The following is an 18,746-nucleotide window of genomic DNA, read 5'->3' as shown; positions in this document are numbered from 1 at the left end:
GGGACGCTTAAGGCTTCTACCGTCGCCATTCTTTCGCTTAACGAGCGGGCAATGGCTCGGTCCGTTTCTGAGCCGCGCGCGGTGAAACCGCCGCAACGCGGCGTCAGACGGATGATCTGTTCGTTATCAGGGAGAGCGCAGCGGCCTGAGCCGCCGACAAAAAGAAAGGAGATCAGCGTGTGGTCGAGCCGCGCACGACCAGCGTGCCGGAAAAAACCTGTTCGTTAACCGGCGCGTCCATACCCTGTTGGATACGCAGCACCAGCTGTTCCAGCGCCGCGTAGCCGATACGGTAGGTCGGCTGTTTGAGCGTGGTGATGCCCGCGCCGGCCAGTTCGGCCCACTCCAGTTCATCAAAGCCCAGCAGGCCGATATCGCTGCCCCAGAGGATGCCAAGGCGACGCATGGCCCGCGCGACCTGCAGGGTCAGCGCGCCGTTGGCGGAGATCACCGCCTTGCGCATGCCGCGGTGGCGGGCGCTGAATTCATGCAGCACGGCTTCCAGCTTTTTGCCGTCGTTGAGCGGCGTTTCCGCCTGTTCCGCCGCCAGATGCGGATGCTGCGCCATGGTCTGGCGGAAGGCCAGCAGACGTTCCTGGCGGGTGTTGATCGCGCCAACCGGTTCGCTGAGGTACAGAATGGCCTCAAAGCCTTGCTGCAGAAGGTGGCTGGTGGCCTGGCTGGCCGCCTCATGGTTGTTCAGCCCCACCATATCGCAGGCGAAATCGGGAATTTTGCGGTCAATCAGCACCATCGGCAGCTGCGATTGTTGCAGCATCGATAGCGCTTCTTCCCGCATGCCGACGGCGTTTACCACGATCCCCTCCACGCGATAGCTGCTCAGCAGCTGCAGATAGTGTTGTTCCTGATTGACCTCATTGTTGGTGTTGCACACCAGCAGGGTGAGGCCGTGCTGACGGCAGGCGGCCTCGATGCCGCGCATGACGTCCACGGAGTAGGGGTTGGTGATATCGGCGATGATGAGGCCGATCAGCCGGGTCTGACCGCCTTTCAGGCTGCGCGCCATCTGGCTGGGGCGGTAGTCGAGCTGGCGGATGGCCTGCTCGATGCGCTGTTTGAGAGCGTCGGAGAGTAGGTGTTGTTCGCCATTCAGGTAGCGCGACACGCTGGTTTTGCCGGTGCGGGCCGTTCGGGCCACATCACTGATGGTGGCGCGCCCCGCCGCGCGCGGTATTTCCCCTCTGCTCACACAGCCCCTCCGTTTTCTGGTTGTCTGCCAGCGAGACTAACACACCCGGCGCCAGGCCGGGAATGCCTGCGCTCAGAAGCCGATCTGGCCGGGCGCCCACCAATTCATGATCAGGGTCCAGTGCTGGGTTTCCTCGTTGAACAAGCGTTCGGCCACGCGGAAGCCGTGGCGCCGATAGAACGCGCAGGCGCGCTGGTTTTGTTCATACACTTCCAGGCTCAGCCAGCGCGAACGCCGCTGAACATGCCGCAGCAGCGCGTGGCCGGTGCCCTGACCCAGACGTGCCGGGTGCACAAACAGGGCGCCGATGAAACGCTCGTCGAACACGCTGATGAAGCCGTCCATCTCTCCGGCGCGCCCGGCGACCCAGGTGCAGGCCGACGGCAGATAGCGCTCGCGCAGCGCGGCGGCGCTCTCCCGCCAGTAGGCCGGCTCGATAAACGGGTGCGCCTGCGTGGTGCTGTGCAGCCACAGCGCCATCAGCTCATCCAGATCGCTTTGACGCAGCGGGCGCGGCGTCACGCGCGGCGTTCCGGTTGATATCCGCAGTCGATAACGTGGTCGTTCACCAGCCCGGCCGCCTGCATAAAGGCGTAGCAGGTCGTTGAGCCGATAAACTTGAAGCCGCGTTTTTTCAACGCCTTCGACAGCGCATCCGACGTCGCGGTGCGCGCCGGCACGTCGGCCAGCGCGGCGGGGCGGTTAATCCGCGGTTGGTTATCGACAAAGGACCAGATCAAGGTCGTGAACGTTTCGCCCTGCTGACGCATCGCCAGCAGGGCGCGCGCATTGGCGATAATCGCTTCGATTTTGCCGCGGTGGCGGATAATGCCGCTGTCCAGCAGCAGACGGTCCACGTCACCCGGCGTCATGGCCGCCACGCGCGCCGGATCGAACTGATGGAACACGCGGCGATAGTTTTCGCGTTTTTTTAACACCGTGATCCAGGACAGACCGGCTTGCTGACCCTCCAGACACAACAGTTCAAATAGCTTTTGTTCATTGTTGCAGGGCACGCCCCATTCGTAGTCATGGTATTGTTGATACAGCGGATCCTGAGTGACCCAGCCACAGCGTTTCATGATGATTCCCTGTCGTTTTTGCCTGTCGGCGTGATGGCGATGGCCCGGCGGGAGGTTTGTTATTCTGCGAAGGCCGGCGGTGAAAATGATAATGGCACACTCAACACTGTATGGGCAACCAGCTACTTTCGCTCTGTGAGCGGCTTCGCGTTAAGTGCCGGCGCGGGGCTGCATGTGGGTAAAAGGAGAAATGAGAATGACAGTTGAATGGGTTGCGGTCTATCTGGCGCTGGGGGCCGTGGTGGGGTTTATGGCCGGGCTGCTGGGTATCGGCGGCGGCGGTATTATGGTCCCGGCGCTGACGGCCATGTTCGCCGCCCAGGGCGTGCCGGACGAGCACCTGGTGCATCTGGCGCTGGGAACATCGATGGCGGCCATCGTGGTGACGGCGATTTCCAGTATGCGCAGCCATCATCGCCACCAGGCGGTGCTGTGGCCGGTGGTGTGGCGCATCGCGCCGGCCATTCTGGTCGGCACCTTCGCTTCGACCTGGCTGGTTGCGCTGCTGCCTACGCGCGCGCTGGCGATCTTTTTCTCCTGCTTTATGGCGTGGGTCGCGTTTCAGATGGTGAAAAACGTGAGGCCCAAAGCGCAGCGCCACCTGCCGGGCACGATCGGCATGTCGTTCGCCGGGCTGGCGATCGGCGGTATTTCCGCGCTGGTGGCCATCGGCGGCGGTTCGCTGACCGTTCCCTTTCTGACCTGGTGCAACGTGCGCATCCAACAGGCGATCGGCACTTCCTCCGCGGTCGGGTTGCCCATCGCGCTGTCGGGCGCGGCCGGCTATATGATTAACGGTTGGTCGGCGACCGGGCTGCCGGCCTATAGCGCGGGCTATGTCCTGCTGCCCGCGGTGCTGCTGATCTCGCTGGTCAGCTATTTTACCGCCCCGTTCGGCGCCAGGCTGGCGCACCGTTTACCGGTGGCTACGCTGAAAAAAGCGTTCGCTTGTTTGCTGCTGCTCCTGAGTCTGAAAATGCTGCATACCATTTTTACTCGCTGAGCGCGGCGCGGCGGCCCAGCAACTTGTTACCGGATTCGGGCTGTATATCTTGCGGTCAGAGGGTATACTGGCGCCTTCATTGACAATCCACTTGTATCGCGTGCGAATCCAACATGCAAAAGTTTGATACCAGGACCTTTCAGGGCCTTATCCTGACATTACAGGATTATTGGGCGCGCCAGGGCTGTACCATTATCCAACCGCTGGATATGGAAGTCGGCGCAGGAACTTCTCACCCCATGACCTGCCTGCGGGCGCTCGGTCCGGAGCCGATCGCCGCCGCCTATGTGCAGCCGTCGCGCCGTCCGACCGACGGTCGCTACGGCGAAAACCCCAACCGCCTGCAGCACTACTACCAGTTTCAGGTGATCATCAAGCCTTCGCCGGACAATATTCAGGAGCTGTATCTCGGCTCGCTGAAAGAGCTGGGGCTGGATCCCGCCATCCACGATATCCGCTTTGTGGAAGATAACTGGGAAAACCCGACGCTGGGCGCCTGGGGACTGGGTTGGGAAGTCTGGCTGAACGGGATGGAAGTCACGCAGTTTACCTACTTCCAGCAGGTCGGCGGGCTGGAATGCCGGCCAGTTACCGGCGAGGTTACCTACGGTCTGGAACGTTTGGCTATGTACATTCAGGGCGTGGACAGCGTTTACGATCTGGTCTGGTGCGACGGCCCGCTGGGGAAAACCACCTACGGCGATGTCTTCCATCAGAACGAGGTGGAACAATCCACCTATAACTTCGAATATGCCGACGTAGATTTTCTGTTCACCTGTTTCGAGCAGTATGAGCGCGAAGCCCAGCAACTGCTGACGCTGGAAAAACCGCTGCCGCTGCCGGCCTACGAACGTATTCTGAAAGCGGCGCACAGCTTTAACCTGCTCGATGCGCGCAAAGCCATCTCTGTCACCGAGCGTCAGCGCTATATTTTGCGTATTCGCACCCTGACCAAAGCGGTAGCCGAAGCCTACTACGCCTCACGCGAGGCGCTGGGCTTCCCGATGTGCAATAAGAAAGAGAGCTAAGAGGCAGCCATGACAGACAAGACTTTCCTGGTGGAAATCGGCACGGAAGAGCTGCCGCCGAAGGCTCTTCGCAATCTGGCAGAATCCTTTGCCGCCAACTTTAGCGCCGAGCTGGACGCCGCCGGCCTGAGCCACGGCGAAGTCAGCTGGTTCGCCGCGCCGCGCCGTCTGGCGCTGAAAGTGGCGCGCCTGAGCAGCGCGCAACCCGACCGCGAAGTAGAAAAACGCGGACCGGCGGTGGCGCAGGCATTCGACGCCGAGGGGCAGCCGACCAAAGCGGCCCAGGGCTGGGCACGCGGCTGCGGCATCAGCGTGGATCAGGCTGAGCGCCTGGTCACCGATAAGGGCGAATGGCTGCTGTATCGCGCGCAGGTCAAGGGCGCGCCGGCGCAAACGCTGCTGCCCGGCATGGTGAGCAACGCGCTGGCCAAACTGCCGATCCCGAAATTGATGCGCTGGGGCGATAAAGACACGCAGTTCGTGCGTCCTGTACACACCGTGACGCTGCTGCTGGGCGACGAGCTGATCCCCGCGACGGTGCTGGGTATCGCCTCCGACCGCGTGGTGCGCGGCCACCGCTTTATGGGCGAAGCCGAATTCACCCTCGACCATGCCGATCAGTACCCGGAAATCCTGCTTGAGCGCGGCAAGGTGATGGCCGATTACGCGCAGCGTAAGGCGAAAATCAAAGCCGATGCCGAAGCGGCGGCGCGCAAGATTGGCGGCCGAGCCGATCTGAGCGATAGCCTGCTGGAAGAAGTGGCGTCACTGGTGGAATGGCCGGTGGTGTTGACGGCGACCTTCGAAGAGAAGTTCCTGGCGGTGCCGGCGGAAGCGCTGGTCTACACCATGAAAGGGGACCAGAAATACTTCCCGGTATACGACGACGACGGCAAGCTGCTGCCGCACTTCATTTTCGTCGCCAACATCGAATCGAAGGATGCGCGGCAAATTATTGCCGGTAATGAAAAAGTGGTGCGTCCGCGTCTGGCGGATGCCGAGTTCTTCTTCAATACCGACCGCAAGAAACGGCTGGAAGATCATCTGCCTCGTCTGGAAACCGTGCTGTTCCAGCAGCAACTGGGCTCTCTGCGCGACAAGACCGACCGTATCCAGGCGCTGGCGGGTTGGGTGGCGGGGCTGATTGGCGCGGATGTGAATCACGCCACGCGCGCCGGACTGCTGTCCAAATGCGACCTGATGACCAACATGGTGTTCGAATTTACCGATACCCAGGGCGTAATGGGTATGCACTACGCCCGGCACGACGGCGAAGCGGAAGATGTGGCCATCGCGCTGAACGAACAGTATCAGCCGCGCTTCGCCGGCGATGCGCTGCCGTCGTCGCGGGTATCCTGCGCGCTGGCCATCGCCGATAAGATGGATACGCTGGCCGGCATCTTCGGCATCGGTCAGCATCCGAAAGGCGATAAAGACCCGTTTGCGCTGCGCCGCGCCGCGCTCGGCGTGTTGCGCATTATCGTGGAAAAAGGCCTGCCGCTCGATCTGCAGGCGCTGACGGAGGAAGCGGCGCGTCTGTACGGCGATAAGCTGACCAACGCGCAGGTAGTGGATGACGTGATTGAGTTTATGCTCGGTCGCTTCCGCGCCTGGTACCAGGAAGAAGGCCACAGCGTGGACACCATCCAGGCGGTGCTGGCGCGTCGCCCGACCCGCCCGGCGGATTTTGACGCCCGGGTGAAGGCGGTGAGCCATTTCCGCTCGCTGGAAGCCGCGACCGCGCTGGCCGCCGCCAACAAACGCGTGTCCAATATCCTGGCGAAATCCAGCGATACGCTGAATGGCGAGGTGGACGCCGCTCTGTTGAAGGATGCGGCGGAAATCACGCTGGCGAGCCAGCTGGTGACGCTGCGCGATAAACTGGCGCCGCTGTTTGCCGACGGGCGTTATCAGGAAGCGCTGGAGGAGTTGGCCTCGCTGCGTGAGCCGGTCGATGCCTTCTTTGATCAGGTTATGGTGATGTCCGATGATGCGTCGGTGCGGGTTAACCGCCTGACGCTGCTCAGCCAACTGCGTGAACTGTTCCTGCAGGTGGCGGATATCTCCGTACTGCAGTAAGCGCGCCGCGCCAGGGCGACCGGCCATCCTATCGATGGGCGGTTTGTCCTGGCCGTCTCGAGCGCGATATTATCTCTGTCTCTGTCTCTGTCTCTGTCTCTGTCTCTGTCTCTGTCTCTGTCTCTGTCTCTGTCTCTGTCTCTGTCTTTGTCTTTGTCTTTGTCTCCCTGACTTTCCCGCCTTGCCGCGCGTGGCTTTCTCCTTTTTTCGTGGTCTTATTTGATGCCGCGCCTGACGAAGACGGCTTGCGTTTTCTGTCCGCGTGTTGATGCCGTTTTGCTGTGTGATCCGTTACCGATCATTTTGATAACATTTTGTTTTCAAATTCTTTTTGTGATCTGTCCTGTGAAATTTAATTTTCACGTGATTGAAAAATAGACTAAACGTGCCAGAATGAGCGAACTAAACCAGGGGGGTGACAGATCGCGGCTGACGAAGATGTATTGTCGCCGGCGTACGGTGATGCTTTCTTTCTACCGCGCGAGTTATTGACTTCATAGTGAAAGGTTATTTATTAATAAAACATATAACAGACTTTTTTTCTTATGATTATTAATTTTCCCTTATCTTATTTATCCGCCCGATAAGAGGGTGTCTATTTTTCGGTATTATCAGGCCGGTATTTATTCATTGTATTTTGTGATGGAGCGTCAGATTCTCTGTAGTCTGTAAATAATAAAAAACATTTATGTATTTTATTATTTACCCAAAATATTCGAGTTGCAGGAAGGCGGCGACGCAGCGACACATTGGCCGGCAATGAATTTGTCCAGCCAACGCCTGAGCTTCGCTGAGAGACAGAATGCCTCTCATTAATCCCCGGCAGCTCACGGCAGTAAGTGACCGGGGTGAGCGACAAACCTGTCGTGAGCAGAGTTGAACGCCGCTGGCGGCGGCCGGCAAGGGCGAGCCCCATGGATCGGGCAAGTAACAAGGCCTACGCACCTGCAACCTGAAGTATGAAGGGTAATTGAACGGTGAGGAGAAACGTCAGACATAGCCCAAAAAGAGAAGATGTATCCTGAAGAATTCAGCATGTTGCCAACCTGCTGGCGATTCAAATATAACGGCTATAAAGCCATCGATTTCGATCTGGGCGATCCGGAAACTTAAGAGCCAGGTCCGACAGGCGTTATTCACGCAGCCGGTTTGGACGCGGACAGCGCGCAGACAAAATGCCGCGCATTTTGAATGGCTGTCCGTCCGGCCCGCCGGGCGAGCGCAGCGAATACGCCGCCGCGTACGCACAGGACGTGAGGATTTCTGGCCCAGCCCGGATTCAACATGGCAAGTGAAATAGCCCTGATGGGATAACGTCTAAATATGGCGCGTATTTTATCGATACGCGAATCTGACGATCTCAATATGCCTCCGTCTGCTGTAACGCCAATTTCTTATTTTTTAATTACAGGAGACTATTATGAGTGCGATTAATTTTTCCATTCCCCGCGAGATTATTTACGGCGAAAACGCGATGGCGCGTCTGGCCAGGCTGTCGGGCCGTAAGGCGGCGCTGGTCACCGGCGGCAGCGCCATGAAGCGCAACGGCTTCCTGGCGCAGGCGGAAGGTCTGCTTAAGCAGGCGGGGATAGACTGTATGCTGATCGACAACGTTGAACCTAACCCCTCTCTTCATACGGTGCAGCGCGGCGCTGATGCGCGAGTTCGAGCCGGACTGGATTGTCGCGATCGGCGGCGGTTCGGCTATCGATGCGGCAAAGGTGATGTGGTGCTTTTATGAGCATCCTGATCTGACGCTGGAGCAGATTCTGCCGGTTGGTTCAATGCCGCCGTTGCGCAACCGGGCGCGTTTTATCGCCATTCCTTCCACCAGCGGTTCGGCGTCGGAGATTACGGCGTTTTCGGTGATTACCGATACCGATACGCATATTAAGCACCCTATCGTGGCGGCGGATATGGTGCCGGACATCGCCATTCTCGACCCGGCGCTGCCGGCGACCTGCCCGGCCTGGGTAACCGCCAGTTCGGGGATCGATGTTCTCACGCACGCGCTGGAAGCCTTTGTTTCCACCGCCGCTACATCCTTTACCGATCCTTATGCGCAGGAAGCGATCCGTCTGGTATTCGACCATCTGGAAACCGCCTGGCGTGAGCCTGACAATATGCGGGCGCGCTGCCATATGCATAATGCGTCGGCGCTGGCCGGGGTGGCGTTCACCAACGCCTCGCTGGGGATTGTACATTCGCTGGCGCATAAAATCGGCGGCGAATTCGGCGTTACCCACGGGCTGGCCAACGGTATTCTGCTGCCTTATGTGATTCGCTACAACAGCCAGAATACCGATAAATACCGGCAGGTGGAAAAACAGCTCGGTATCGCCAGCCTGACCGCAGCCATTCTTGAGCTGAATGCCCGCATCGATATTCCGGCGACCTTTAGCGACTGCCATGAAGTGGATTTCCCGGAGGATAAGTTTAACCGGGTACTGGACCGTATGAGCGCCAATGCGCTGGCGGACCCCTGCACGCTGACTAATCCTCGTCAGCCGAGCGTGGCGGATATGCGCCAGCTGTATTGCGAAGCCTGGTACGGTTAACCGGCTTGTCGCGCGCGGTAAGCGTGCGCCGGTCGGCAGGTGAACGCGGGCCGCTGAATAACATCGTGCCTCGCGATACGTCCGCATCGATAAATGGATGGCGCTCAGGCTACGGCACTCCGCTGTCAGATTTTGTCAGCAGGGCGGGCCGCGGCGCGTCGGGCGGGATAACGGATTAACCGGCATTATTCGGGCGTCGCGGACGTCAGCCCGTTGTTCATCGCAAAGGTGTTCAGCCTGGTCTTTAGCCCGTCGGGATACTGATAAAATTCATGGTCCACAGCGTTCAATCACAGGCCGGCGATGATAAACCATCGCCGGCCTTTTTTGTCGTCAGCCCTAAACCACCTCCGGGGGAGGTGGTGATTGTTGCCGTTCCCGCCGCCAGTCGGGCGAAAAAGCAATGCTGACCGCTCATGCGTGAACACTCAGCATTGATTCATCGGTGTCTGCGCCGGCGTTATTCCGGTTGCGTCGTGGAGGCGGCCGGCAGAGGCTTTCGCTCGTCCAGCGGCGTCTTCTGCTCTTCTTTTAGCTGCCTGAGTAATCCCTCAATGCCGATGCGATAAATAATCTCGATCAGCGCGTTTTTATCGGTAACGGTCAAACGCCGGAAGATCGCGGCCAGCTGCCGGTCGGTATCGTCATCGCTCAGGGGCGAACTTTCGCGCGCCTGCCTCTCTTCATTGATAGCGATATTCGAACTTTTATTCGAAATCCCGCTGCCGGTGGCCAGCCACGCCAGCGATACGCCGCATGCTTCCGCCACCAGCGCAAGGTTGTCCAGTCCCGGATAGATTTTGCCCTGCACATATTTGCGAATAGTGGTTTCCGATAGCCCGCTGCGGCGTGACAACTCCATGTTACTTAAACCATTCATTGCGATCTTCAGACGTTCGCCGAACAGGTGAATAGCTTGTTTTTCTATGATGAGATCCCGACTGGTTTTTAAATCATTAATGTCGTTTCGATCACTTTCTGCCATGCAACAAATCCTCTTCGAATTAAAATATATGCTTCATCACAAAAATTCGAATTAAAGCCTTGATATGATTTTTTTGTTCGGCTAATGTTTATCCATTGTCTGGTTATCCCTTTGACGGACGACCGGATAAACATCAGAGGATCACATAATACCCGCCATTAAACAAGATTGGCGCGGCGGGTTCGTATTCGCCATTTTTCCGCCGTCCGGAGACATGGCCTATATCTTTCGTGGCGTGAATATTATCAGGAAAGGGCGCGGCGTAATCGATCGCAGTAACAATGAACGTTTGCAGGGAAATAAATACAGGGAATAAAAAATGACATAAATAATCGATCATGCCGGAAATCACCGGTCGTTCACTCTAAATAATTCTAAATGCGGGAAAGCGGCAAGAAAGTGAAAAATTCATCGGGCGGATTTGCACGTCGCGGCGGCGCTCCGGCAGGAGGGCGACCAGGCAAAGACCGAATAATTGAGCGTAGCCAACGCATTTGCAACCTGAAGTATGACGGGTATATACCCTAAATAATTCGAGAGTGGAAAGGCGGAAAATAAGCGGCTGGCTCAAAAATCTGGCCTTTAAAGACAGCGGTGATCCCGTCACTATTATATTTGTGGCTGGCGTGTCAATCGCCATGCCGGCGTATTGGTTGAATCCATCTGGTCCGCCATTGATTGACCCTTTGAGTCTGACCGCGATTGACCTCTTAATTTACGGTCCAGTTATGATGATCGGTTTACAGGCTATGGACAGGGTGACGCGAAAGGCCACGGCCAGCGCGACCGGGCTGCTGGATTATCTTATGGTTTAGCCTGCGCCGGTATAAATAACCTCGCATATTTATGCTCCGCTTCTCATCGTGCGGGGTCGGTATTGGTGGGATGTCATATCCTGCAAGTGTAGCGCTATTATGCGAAGCTATTTATTTATGGATTTTATAGTGGATATTGCCGGCTGGCTCGGCGGATTTATTACGCTTATTGCTTTCTGTTTACTGACTATCGTCTTTTTAAGCTAACGAAAAAATAAATAATCAGATATGGCATCGGAGGCGAGATATCCGAACCTGTATTTAAAATAATGTGGTTTACGAAGAATTCAATGCGCCAGCAACCTGAAACAGGAAGGGGTATTAACGTTAGCGCAATGGCGCGCCGGCCAGCCTGCAAGGATTATTTTTGCGGGCAGCTGACCTGCGCTATTTATTCCACCTTTATCGTCGAAGAAATTATATACCCAAAATAACTCGAGTTGCAGGAAGGCGGTGACGCAGCGACAAATTCGTCGGCAACGGATCGCGCCAGACAACGGCTGACTTTCGGTGAGAGACGGAATGTCTCTCATTAATCCTCGGGGGATTACACCAGTCAGTAACTGGGGGCGACAACTCGGCCGGGAGCAGGTTTGAACGCCGCTGGCGGCGGCCCTGCAAGGGCGAGTCCCATGAATGAGCGAGTAACAAAACCAACGCACCTGCGGCTTGAAGTCTGAAGGGTATAACGGCGCCGTTATTTTTTTATTTCAATATATCTCTGATAAGAAGGGGTTTGTTATGCCAATTATGATTGTAGCCGCCGGGGTTATTCTTTTATTAATTCTTATTATGCGAATAAAGCTGAATACCTTTGTTTCGCTGGTCATTACTTCCTTTGTGGTGGCCATGCTGCTGGGTATTGAGCTAAAGGATATTGTCGGTTCGATTGAACGCGGCATCGGCGCGCAACTGGGTCATCTGGCGCTGGTCTTTGGCTTCGGCGCCATGCTGGGTCGGCTGGTTTCGGACGCCGGCGGCGGTTACCGCATCGCCATCACGCTGATCCGTCGTTTCGGCGAAAAGAATACGCAGATCGCCGTGGTGGTGGCGTCGTTTATCGTCGGCATCGCTCTGTTTTTCGAAGTGGGGCTGGTACTGCTGTTGCCGATTATTTACGCCATCGCCAGAGAGCTGAAGGTATCATTCCTGCATCTCGGCATCCCGATGGCCGCCGCGCTGAACGTGACGCACGGTTTTTTGCCGCCGCATCCGGCGCCGACGGCCATTTCGCTGGCCTACGGCGCGAATATCGGCCACGTGCTGCTGCTGGGCATTATGGTCGGCATTCCCACCACGCTGGTCTGCGGCCCGCTGTTTAACCGTATTCTGGCCCGCGTGGCGCCGGGGGTATATCAAAAGTCCGTCGATAGCTCGGTGTTCGGCGGCGGCCAGACCTTTCGGCTGGAGGATACGCCGGGCTTTCTGGTCAGTATGCTGACGTCGCTGTCGCCGGTGATTTTTATGGGCGCGGCCACGCTGTTTGAGTTAATGATGCCCGGCGAGTCGCCGCTGAAAAACGTCATTGGCTTTATCGGCGCGCCCGGCACCGCCATGCTGCTGTCGCTGATTATCGCCCTGTATACCATGGGCGTCGCGCGCCGCATTCCGGCGCCGCAGATTGGTAAGACGCTGTCGGACTCTATCGCTCAAATTGCGATGATGCTGTTGATTATCGGCGGCGGCGGGGCGTTCAAACAGGTGATCGTCGACGGCGGGGTCGGCGATTATGTCGCCACGCTGTTCAGCCATACCGCGCTGTCGCCGCTGCTGATTGCCTGGATGATCGCTGCGGTGCTGCGCATTTGTCTGGGGTCGGCCACCGTTGCGGCGCTGACCACCGCCGGACTGGTGGTGCCGATGATGGCGCAATTTTCCGTCGATCCGGCGTTGATGGTGCTGGCGACCGGCGCCGGCAGCGTCATCGCCTGTCACGTTAACGACGCCGGTTTCTGGATGATTAAGGAGTCGTTCGGCCTCAGTATGAAGGAGACCTTCGGCACCTGGACGGTCTTAACCACGGTGCTGTCCGTCTCGGGCCTGCTATTCATTCTGTTGACCGAGGCTCTGCTGTATTAGCCGGGGGAAGATCAGCGCGAGGAACCGGCTTTGCCGGTTTCTCGCTGTTGTGCCTTGCCGCCTGCGGGTTAGTCGACCCGATCGGTTTCAATCAGCATCAGCAACTGGCCGGCCTGTACCTGTCCGCCGGGCTGACGCTGCAGCGAACGCACGGTGCCGCCGACCGGCGCCACGATCGGAATTTCCATCTTCATCGATTCCAGAATGCCTACCGTTTGCCCGGCGCTGATGCGATCGCCCGGCTGCACCAGCCACTGCCACAGGCTGCCGGCCACTAGACTGTCCACGCCGCTGCAGCCGTCGGGAATGGGCTCGTCCGCGTCGTTCTCATCGGCCAGGCTACTGTCAAAGGTGAACTGTCCTTCCGCGCGCCAGCGCGCCAGTTCATCGTCGAAAGCCTGCTGCCGGCGCTGCTGGAACGCCGCGATATCGGCGCTGTCTTGCTCAAGCTGCGCCTGATACTGCGCCAGGCTAAAGCGTCCCTCCTGCGTTTTCAGCGGGTAATCGCCGTAAGGGAAACGTTCGCGGATACTCAGCAGCTCAGCGGCGCTGACCGGATAAAAACGGATCTGGTCGAAGAAGCGCAGCAGCCAGGGCTGGCTAAAAGCGTCGGTGCGGCGATCGCGGTTCCACATTTGCAGCGTTCGGCCAACGAACTGGTAGCCGCCCGGACCTTCCATGCCGTAGACGCACAGATAAGCGCCGCCGATGCCGACCGAGTTTTCGGCGGTCCAGGTGCGGGCCGGATTATATTTGGTGGTGACCAGACGGTGACGCGGATCGAGCGGCGTGGCGACCGGCGCGCCGAGGTAGACATCGCCCAGCCCCATGACCAGATAGCGGGCGCTGAATACGATCTCTTTTACCTGTTGGGCCGACGCCAGCCCGTTGATGCGGCGGATAAACTCGATATTGCTCGGACACCAGGGGGCGCCGGGCCGCACCGACTGCGTGTAGCGGGCGATCGCCTGTCGGCAAGCCTCGTCGTCCCAGCTTAGCGGCAGCCAGACGGTGCGCGAAGGCACCGCCGCGCCGCGCAGGTCGCCCAGCCGTTGGTCCGCCTGCCGCAGGTGCGCCAGCAGGCGATCGCGCGGGCAGAGCAGGCTATCGAAATGAATCTGCAGCGAGCGGATACCCGGCGTCAGCTCCAGCATGCCGGCCAGCGGGTGCTGTTCCAGCCACTGCATCAGCGCATGGACGCGAAAACGCAGCGCGATATCCAGCGTTTGTTCGCCGTATTCCGCCAGCAGGAAGCGATCGCCGGCGGCGCGACAGGTGAGCGCCGGCCGGCCGGCCCGGGCCGGCTGATGCAGCAACACCGGGTCGGGCAGCGAAGGCGCGGCGGCCGGCGGCCTGAGCCCGGCGGGCGTCAGCGTTTCAATCGTCCATTCGCGCTGGCGCGCCAGTTGGTCGGCCTGTTGCAGCGTGACGGGCACGAAGCGTATCTGGTCGCCGGCGCGCAGCTGGCCCAGCTTCCACCGATCCGCCTGAATCACCGTCGCCGGACAGACAAACCCGCCCAGAGAGGGGCCGTCCGGTCCGAGGATTACCGGCATATCGCCGGTAAAGTCCACCGTGCCGAAGGCGTAGGCATTGTCGTGAATGTTCGAAGGATGCATGCCGGCTTCGCCGCCGTCGCCGCGCGCCCACTGCGGTTTCGGCCCAATCAGCCGGATACCGGTGCGGCTCGAATTATAGTGCACCCGCCAGCTGGCGGCGAAAAAGGTTGCGATATCCTCGTCGGTGAAAAATTCCGGCGCGCCGTGCGGGCCATAGATCACTCGCAGCCGCCATTCATTCGACAGCGGCGGGTAAAGGCCGGCCGGCAGCGAGCGCTCGGCCAACTGGCCGGCCGCCGCCAGGTGCAGAACGTCGCCGGCGCGCACCTGGCGCCCGGCGTGGCCGCCGAAACGGCCGAGCGTGAAGGTGCTGCGGCTGCCCAGATAGGCGGGGCAGTCAATCCCGCCGGCCAGCAGCAGGTAGCTGCGGCAGCCTGCCTGCGCCACGTCCCCCAGCACCAGCGTCTGGCCGGCCCGGGCGTTAACCACCCGCCAGTGGGGCAGCGACCGGTCGTCGAGCGTGGCGTCGATAGGCGCGCCGGCTAGCACCAACGCGCAGTCGCGATTAAAACGCAGCGTCGGGCCACGCAGCGTGATCTCCAGCCCGGCGCAGCGTTCGTCGTTGCCCAGCAATTGATTGCCGAGGCGAAAGGCGAGGCTGTCGTAAGGGCCGGACGGCGGCACGCCGACATGCCAGTAGCCGATGCGGCCCGGCGCGTCCTGGAGCGTGGTGAGCGTGCCGCCGCTCAATACGTCCAGCGTGGCGGGTCGATAGCGAACGTCGCCCAGCGTAGCGGTGAGCACGCGGCCGTCCCGCACGGCGGGCTGATGCAGCAGGTGGCGCAGCCAGGGCAGATTGGTTTCGATGCCGTACAGCGTGGTGCCGTCCAGCACGCCGCTCAGCGCCCGCAGCGCGGCATCGCGCGTGGCGGCGTGAACGATGACTTTGGCCAGCATCGGGTCATAAAACGGCGACACCTCGCAGCCGCCGTCGACCCAGCTGTCGATGCGCAGGGCGGCATACGGCGCCTGTTGCGGGAAGACAACCTGGCTGAGCAGGCCGGCGCAGGGCTGAAACTGTTTCGCCGCATCTTCGGCATACAGACGCACCTGAATGGCGTGACCCCGCGGCGCGCAATTTAACGACGTCAGCGCGGGCAGGCAGCCGGCGCCCAGTTCGACCATCCAGCGCACGATATCGACGCCGTACGCCATTTCCGTGACGCCGTGCTCTACCTGCAGGCGGGTATTCACTTCCAGGAAGTAAAATTGTCGCGCGCTGTCGTCATAGACAAACTCCACAGTGCCGGCGCTGCGGTAGTTGACCGCCTGAGCGAGGCGGATGGCGGTGCGTTGCAGCGCCATGCGAACGTCGTCGCTCAGCCCTGGCGCCGGCGTCTCTTCGAGCACCTTCTGATTGCGCCGCTGGGCGGAGCAATCGCGTTCGCCCAGCGCGATGACGTTGCCGACGCCGTCGCCAAAAATTTGCACCTCGATATGGCGGGCGCGGGTGATGAACTTTTCTAAAAATACTCCGTCATCGGCGAAATTATTGCCGGCCAGCCGTTTGACGCGGCTAAAGGCCGCACGCAGCGACTCTGCGTCGTCGCAGCGCTGCATGCCGATGCCGCCGCCGCCGGCGGTGCTTTTCAGCATCAGCGGGAAGCCAATGCGCCGCGCTTCGCGTTCGGCCTGCTCCAGGTCGGTCAGCAACCCGCTTCCCGGCAGCAGCGGCACCTGATTTTCCTGCGCCAGCGCGCGGGCGCGGTGTTTGAGGCCGAATGCCGCCATCTGTTCGACGGTCGGGCCGAGGAAGACTATGCCGGCCTGTAGGCAGCGGGTGACGAATTCGGCGTTTTCGCTGAGGAAGCCGTAGCCGGGATGTACCGCCTGCGCACCGCTGCGCCGGGCGATATGCAGTAATTTTTCCTGATCGAGATAGGTGGCGCGCACGTTTCCTTCGCCCAGACTACAGGCCTCGTCCGCCAGACGAACGTGCAGAGAATGGCGATCGGCCTCGGCATAGACCGCAATCGCGCGGATGCCCATCTGCTTCAGGGTGCGGATGATACGCACGGCGATTGCGCCACGGTTAGCAATCAGTACGCGTTCAAACATGACTTTTTCTCATGGTGGCGCAGGTCGTCCTGCGGATAATACGCAGCGCATCCGGCGGGCCGTCCCGCCGCGCGGGGACGTTACCAGACGGCGACGTCGATCGGCGTTGGGTCATAGCCGTTGCAGGGGTTATTCAACTGCGGGCAGTTGGAAATCAGCACCAGCAGATTCATATGCGCCTCCAGCTCCACGTATTTTCCCGGCGCGGAGATGCCGTCGGCGAAGGTCAGCTCGCCGTCCGGCGTGACCGGCACATTCATAAAAAAGTTAATGTTATGGGTGATATCGCGCCGGGTCAGACCGTACTGCGGGTGGCTGGCCAGCGCCAGCATCCAACTATCGCGACAGGCGTGCATGTGGCGCGTCTCCAGATCGTAACGCACGGTATTGCTTTCGCTGGCGCAGGCGCCGCCCAGCGTATCGTGGCGCCCGCAGGTATCGGCCACGATGGTCAGCATCGGCCGGTCTTCGCTTGAGCGCAGAATGCTGCCGGTGGTCAGGTAGAGGTTGCGCTGGCCGCGCAGCGTTTCCATCACGCTGTAGCGCTCGGCGGTATCGTCGGCGTTGAAAAACAGCGTATCGGCGGCCTGGTTGCCCGCCAGATCGGTAATGCGCAAGGTCTGGCCCTGCCCGATGCGCCGCAGCCAGTAATCGCCGGCGCCGATCGTTTGACGATAGCCGGCCTGCTGAGGATCGCGCGTGCTAAGCTGCATCATGATCAGACTCCTTGTGGTTGTTCGGCAAGATAGTAAAGCTGGTTATTGGTCAGCCCGCGGCGGTTTTCCGGCCGCGTCAGACAGATATCCGGCAGCGGGGCGCTGTCCGCCAGCAGCTGAATATCGACCGGTCCGCGTGGATATTCGCCTTCCTGCGCCAGCGGATGCGGGCAGGTGTGCAGCACGACCAGCGTATCGAGCGCGAAACGCAGCGTAACGCTGGCGCCGGCGGCGCCCTGCCGTTCAAGCGCCAGCCGGCCGTTTTCATCGGCGCTGACGCGGGCGAAAAAGTTGACGCAGGCGGCCAGGTCGCGTTTACCCAGACCATATTTAGCCAGTTCAGTGAGAAAACTGTCCCGGCCGTTCTGGTGGCGCTGATTACGGGCCTGCTGGTAGTCGAGTTCGCCAAACTGCTGCGCCACCCGCTCGGCGCCGGCCGCGCCGCATACCGTTTCGTGCCAGCCGAAACTGTCCTCCTCGATGCCGCAAAAAATCCTCCCCATATCCGAATAGAGGCAGTGTCCGGCGGTCAGGCGGAAGGTGTGCTGGCATTTGAGCGTGTCCGGCGCGTTATAGCGTTCCAGCAGGTTCTCCGGGTTATACAACAGCATACCGACGTTGGCGCCGCCGCTGACGTCGGTCAGGCGCAGCGCGGTGCCCCGCGACAGGCGGAACGACCAGTGCGAGCCGGCCGGCAGTTGTGTCTGATAACGGTAAGGTTTCATTGTGAACTCCTCATCATGGATGCGCTCAGGCTGTCCGCCAGCGCCGCAGGCGTGCCGGCGGGCTGGCGGTCGAGCGGAATGTCGTAGGTGATGCTGGCTCCCCAGGCATCGGGCGCCTGTGGATCGTGGCGCAGTTTGTCGAAGACCCATAACCGGGAGCCGAGCGAGAATCCTTCGCGCAGGTCGTGGGTGATCATGAAAATGGTCAGCCGGTGGCGCCGCCACAGCTCGGTAATCAGGTTGTGCATCTCGGCGCGCATACCCGGATCCAGCGCGCCGAAGGGCTCGTCCAGCAGCAGGATGCGCGGCTGTTTCATCAGCGCCTGAGCCAGCGCCAGCCGCTGCTGCATACCGCCGGACAGCTGATGCGGGTATTTATGCAGCGCGTGGCCGAGCCCGACCTGCTGCAGCATCTCAACGGCGCGCTGTCGCAAGGGACGCCGCTGTTTTCCCCACACCCGGCCCAGCCAGCGCGCGTGGCTGAATTCGTCGCCGATCATGACGTTTTCCAGCGCGCTGAGATGCGGAAAAACCGAATAGCGCTGGAACACCACGCCGCGATCCTCGCCCGGTTCCTGGGCGATCGGCCGGCCGTCGAGCAGCAACTGACCGGCGCTCGGGCTTTCCGTGCCGAGCATCAGGTTAAGAAAGGTGGTTTTGCCGCAGCCCGAGGCGCCGACAATCGACACGAATTCGCCGCGCTGTACGTCGGCGTTGAGGCGCTCCAGCACCACCTGATCGCCGTAATGTTTGGCCAGATTTTTCAGGGTCAACAGACTCATGCGTCGC

At 60.0% G+C, this 18,746-nt stretch carries 14 protein-coding genes and 1 pseudogene; 6 read left to right on the top strand and 9 right to left on the bottom strand.

All coding sequences use genetic code 11. The annotated features are described in order from the left end of the window. Window positions 1–172: 172 nt before the first annotated feature. The 3 genes from FJU30_RS19245 to FJU30_RS19235 all read right to left on the bottom strand — a co-directional run bounded on the left by FJU30_RS19245 (window position 173) and on the right by FJU30_RS19235 (window position 2,292). Window positions 173–1,210, bottom strand: a complete 1,038-nt coding sequence (locus tag FJU30_RS19245; RefSeq protein WP_223881643.1) for a LacI family DNA-binding transcriptional regulator — start codon at window positions 1,208–1,210, stop codon at window positions 173–175. 72 nt (window positions 1,211–1,282) lie between these two features. Further along, the gene (locus tag FJU30_RS19240) at window positions 1,283–1,732 is read right to left on the bottom strand and encodes an N-acetyltransferase (protein ID WP_223881642.1); all 450 of its coding nucleotides are present in this window, start codon (window positions 1,730–1,732) and stop codon (window positions 1,283–1,285) included. After that, on the bottom strand, window positions 1,729–2,292 hold the full coding sequence (locus FJU30_RS19235) for a DNA-3-methyladenine glycosylase I (RefSeq protein ID WP_150436590.1): 564 nt from the start codon (window positions 2,290–2,292) through the stop codon (window positions 1,729–1,731). Before FJU30_RS19235 ends, FJU30_RS19240 begins: the two co-directional genes overlap by 4 nt. A 196-nt stretch (window positions 2,293–2,488) precedes the next feature. On the opposite strand from FJU30_RS19235, the gene FJU30_RS19230 reads away from it, so the two are divergent. From FJU30_RS19230 to FJU30_RS27730, 5 genes and pseudogenes are all read left to right on the top strand, one after another. Continuing rightward, complete coding sequence (locus FJU30_RS19230) at window positions 2,489–3,295, top strand: sulfite exporter TauE/SafE family protein (RefSeq protein WP_150436589.1); 807 nt, start codon at window positions 2,489–2,491, stop codon at window positions 3,293–3,295. Between the two features lie 113 nt (window positions 3,296–3,408). Further along, the gene (gene glyQ, locus FJU30_RS19225; protein WP_150436588.1) at window positions 3,409–4,323 is read left to right on the top strand and encodes a glycine--tRNA ligase subunit alpha; all 915 of its coding nucleotides are present in this window, start codon (window positions 3,409–3,411) and stop codon (window positions 4,321–4,323) included. 9 nt (window positions 4,324–4,332) lie between these two features. Beyond that, a complete protein-coding gene (gene glyS / locus FJU30_RS19220) occupies window positions 4,333–6,402 on the top strand; it encodes a glycine--tRNA ligase subunit beta (RefSeq protein ID WP_150436587.1) in 2,070 nt (689 codons plus the stop codon). Between the two features lie 1,420 nt (window positions 6,403–7,822). Continuing rightward, window positions 7,823–8,288 (top strand): annotated as a pseudogene (locus FJU30_RS27735) (iron-containing alcohol dehydrogenase); the annotation flags it as partial. A 30-nt stretch (window positions 8,289–8,318) separates the two neighbouring features. Next, window positions 8,319–8,960, top strand: a complete 642-nt coding sequence (locus FJU30_RS27730) for a hypothetical protein (protein ID WP_449500875.1) — start codon at window positions 8,319–8,321, stop codon at window positions 8,958–8,960. A 460-nt stretch (window positions 8,961–9,420) separates the two neighbouring features. On the opposite strand, the gene FJU30_RS19205 is transcribed toward FJU30_RS27730, so the two are convergent. Then, the gene (locus FJU30_RS19205; protein ID WP_150436586.1) at window positions 9,421–9,945 is read right to left on the bottom strand and encodes a helix-turn-helix domain-containing protein; all 525 of its coding nucleotides are present in this window, start codon (window positions 9,943–9,945) and stop codon (window positions 9,421–9,423) included. 133 nt (window positions 9,946–10,078) lie between these two features. After that, window positions 10,079–10,285: a hypothetical protein gene (locus tag FJU30_RS19200; protein WP_150436585.1), complete on the bottom strand. Its 207-nt coding sequence runs from the start codon at window positions 10,283–10,285 to the stop codon at window positions 10,079–10,081. A gap of 1,216 nt (window positions 10,286–11,501) precedes the next feature. On the opposite strand from FJU30_RS19200, the gene FJU30_RS19195 reads away from it, so the two are divergent. Then, window positions 11,502–12,839 carry a gluconate:H+ symporter gene (locus FJU30_RS19195; RefSeq protein WP_150436584.1) on the top strand — a complete coding sequence of 446 codons (1,338 nt, stop codon included), beginning with the start codon at window positions 11,502–11,504 and terminating at the stop codon, window positions 12,837–12,839. 68 nt (window positions 12,840–12,907) lie between these two features. Here FJU30_RS19195 and uca read toward each other — a convergent pair whose 3' ends face one another. From uca to FJU30_RS19175, 4 genes are all read right to left on the bottom strand, one after another. Then, window positions 12,908–16,516 carry an urea carboxylase gene (gene uca, locus FJU30_RS19190; RefSeq protein ID WP_150436583.1) on the bottom strand — a complete coding sequence of 1,203 codons (3,609 nt, stop codon included), beginning with the start codon at window positions 16,514–16,516 and terminating at the stop codon, window positions 12,908–12,910. Between the two features lie 80 nt (window positions 16,517–16,596). Beyond that, window positions 16,597–17,232 carry an urea amidolyase associated protein UAAP2 gene (locus FJU30_RS19185; RefSeq protein ID WP_150436582.1) on the bottom strand — a complete coding sequence of 212 codons (636 nt, stop codon included), beginning with the start codon at window positions 17,230–17,232 and terminating at the stop codon, window positions 16,597–16,599. A 2-nt stretch (window positions 17,233–17,234) separates the two neighbouring features. Continuing rightward, entirely contained in the window at window positions 17,235–17,957 is a 723-nt protein-coding gene (locus FJU30_RS19180; RefSeq protein ID WP_150436581.1) for an urea amidolyase associated protein UAAP1, read from the bottom strand. Further along, window positions 17,954–18,739: an ABC transporter ATP-binding protein gene (locus FJU30_RS19175; RefSeq protein ID WP_150436580.1), complete on the bottom strand. Its 786-nt coding sequence runs from the start codon at window positions 18,737–18,739 to the stop codon at window positions 17,954–17,956. The genes FJU30_RS19180 and FJU30_RS19175 overlap by 4 nt, the downstream gene beginning before the upstream one ends. Between the last annotated feature and the right edge of the window lie 7 nt (window positions 18,740–18,746).

The organism is Affinibrenneria salicis (assembly GCF_008710095.1).
This window is presented reverse-complemented; position numbering and strand designations above follow the sequence as displayed.

Coding starts and splice junctions, on each gene's coding strand:
- FJU30_RS19235 (WP_150436590.1), bottom strand. CDS start 2,292: ATGAAACGCTGTGGCTGGGTCACTCAGGATCCGCTGTATCAACAATAC.
- FJU30_RS19230 (WP_150436589.1), top strand. CDS start 2,489: ATGACAGTTGAATGGGTTGCGGTCTATCTGGCGCTGGGGGCCGTGGTG.
- glyQ (WP_150436588.1), top strand. CDS start 3,409: ATGCAAAAGTTTGATACCAGGACCTTTCAGGGCCTTATCCTGACATTA.
- glyS (WP_150436587.1), top strand. CDS start 4,333: ATGACAGACAAGACTTTCCTGGTGGAAATCGGCACGGAAGAGCTGCCG.
- FJU30_RS27730 (WP_449500875.1), top strand. CDS start 8,319: ATGGTGCCGGACATCGCCATTCTCGACCCGGCGCTGCCGGCGACCTGC.
- FJU30_RS19205 (WP_150436586.1), bottom strand. CDS start 9,945: ATGGCAGAAAGTGATCGAAACGACATTAATGATTTAAAAACCAGTCGG.
- FJU30_RS19200 (WP_150436585.1), bottom strand. CDS start 10,285: ATGATCGATTATTTATGTCATTTTTTATTCCCTGTATTTATTTCCCTG.
- FJU30_RS19195 (WP_150436584.1), top strand. CDS start 11,502: ATGCCAATTATGATTGTAGCCGCCGGGGTTATTCTTTTATTAATTCTT.
- uca (WP_150436583.1), bottom strand. CDS start 16,516: ATGTTTGAACGCGTACTGATTGCTAACCGTGGCGCAATCGCCGTGCGT.
- FJU30_RS19185 (WP_150436582.1), bottom strand. CDS start 17,232: ATGATGCAGCTTAGCACGCGCGATCCTCAGCAGGCCGGCTATCGTCAA.
- FJU30_RS19180 (WP_150436581.1), bottom strand. CDS start 17,957: ATGAAACCTTACCGTTATCAGACACAACTGCCGGCCGGCTCGCACTGG.
- FJU30_RS19175 (WP_150436580.1), bottom strand. CDS start 18,739: ATGAGTCTGTTGACCCTGAAAAATCTGGCCAAACATTACGGCGATCAG.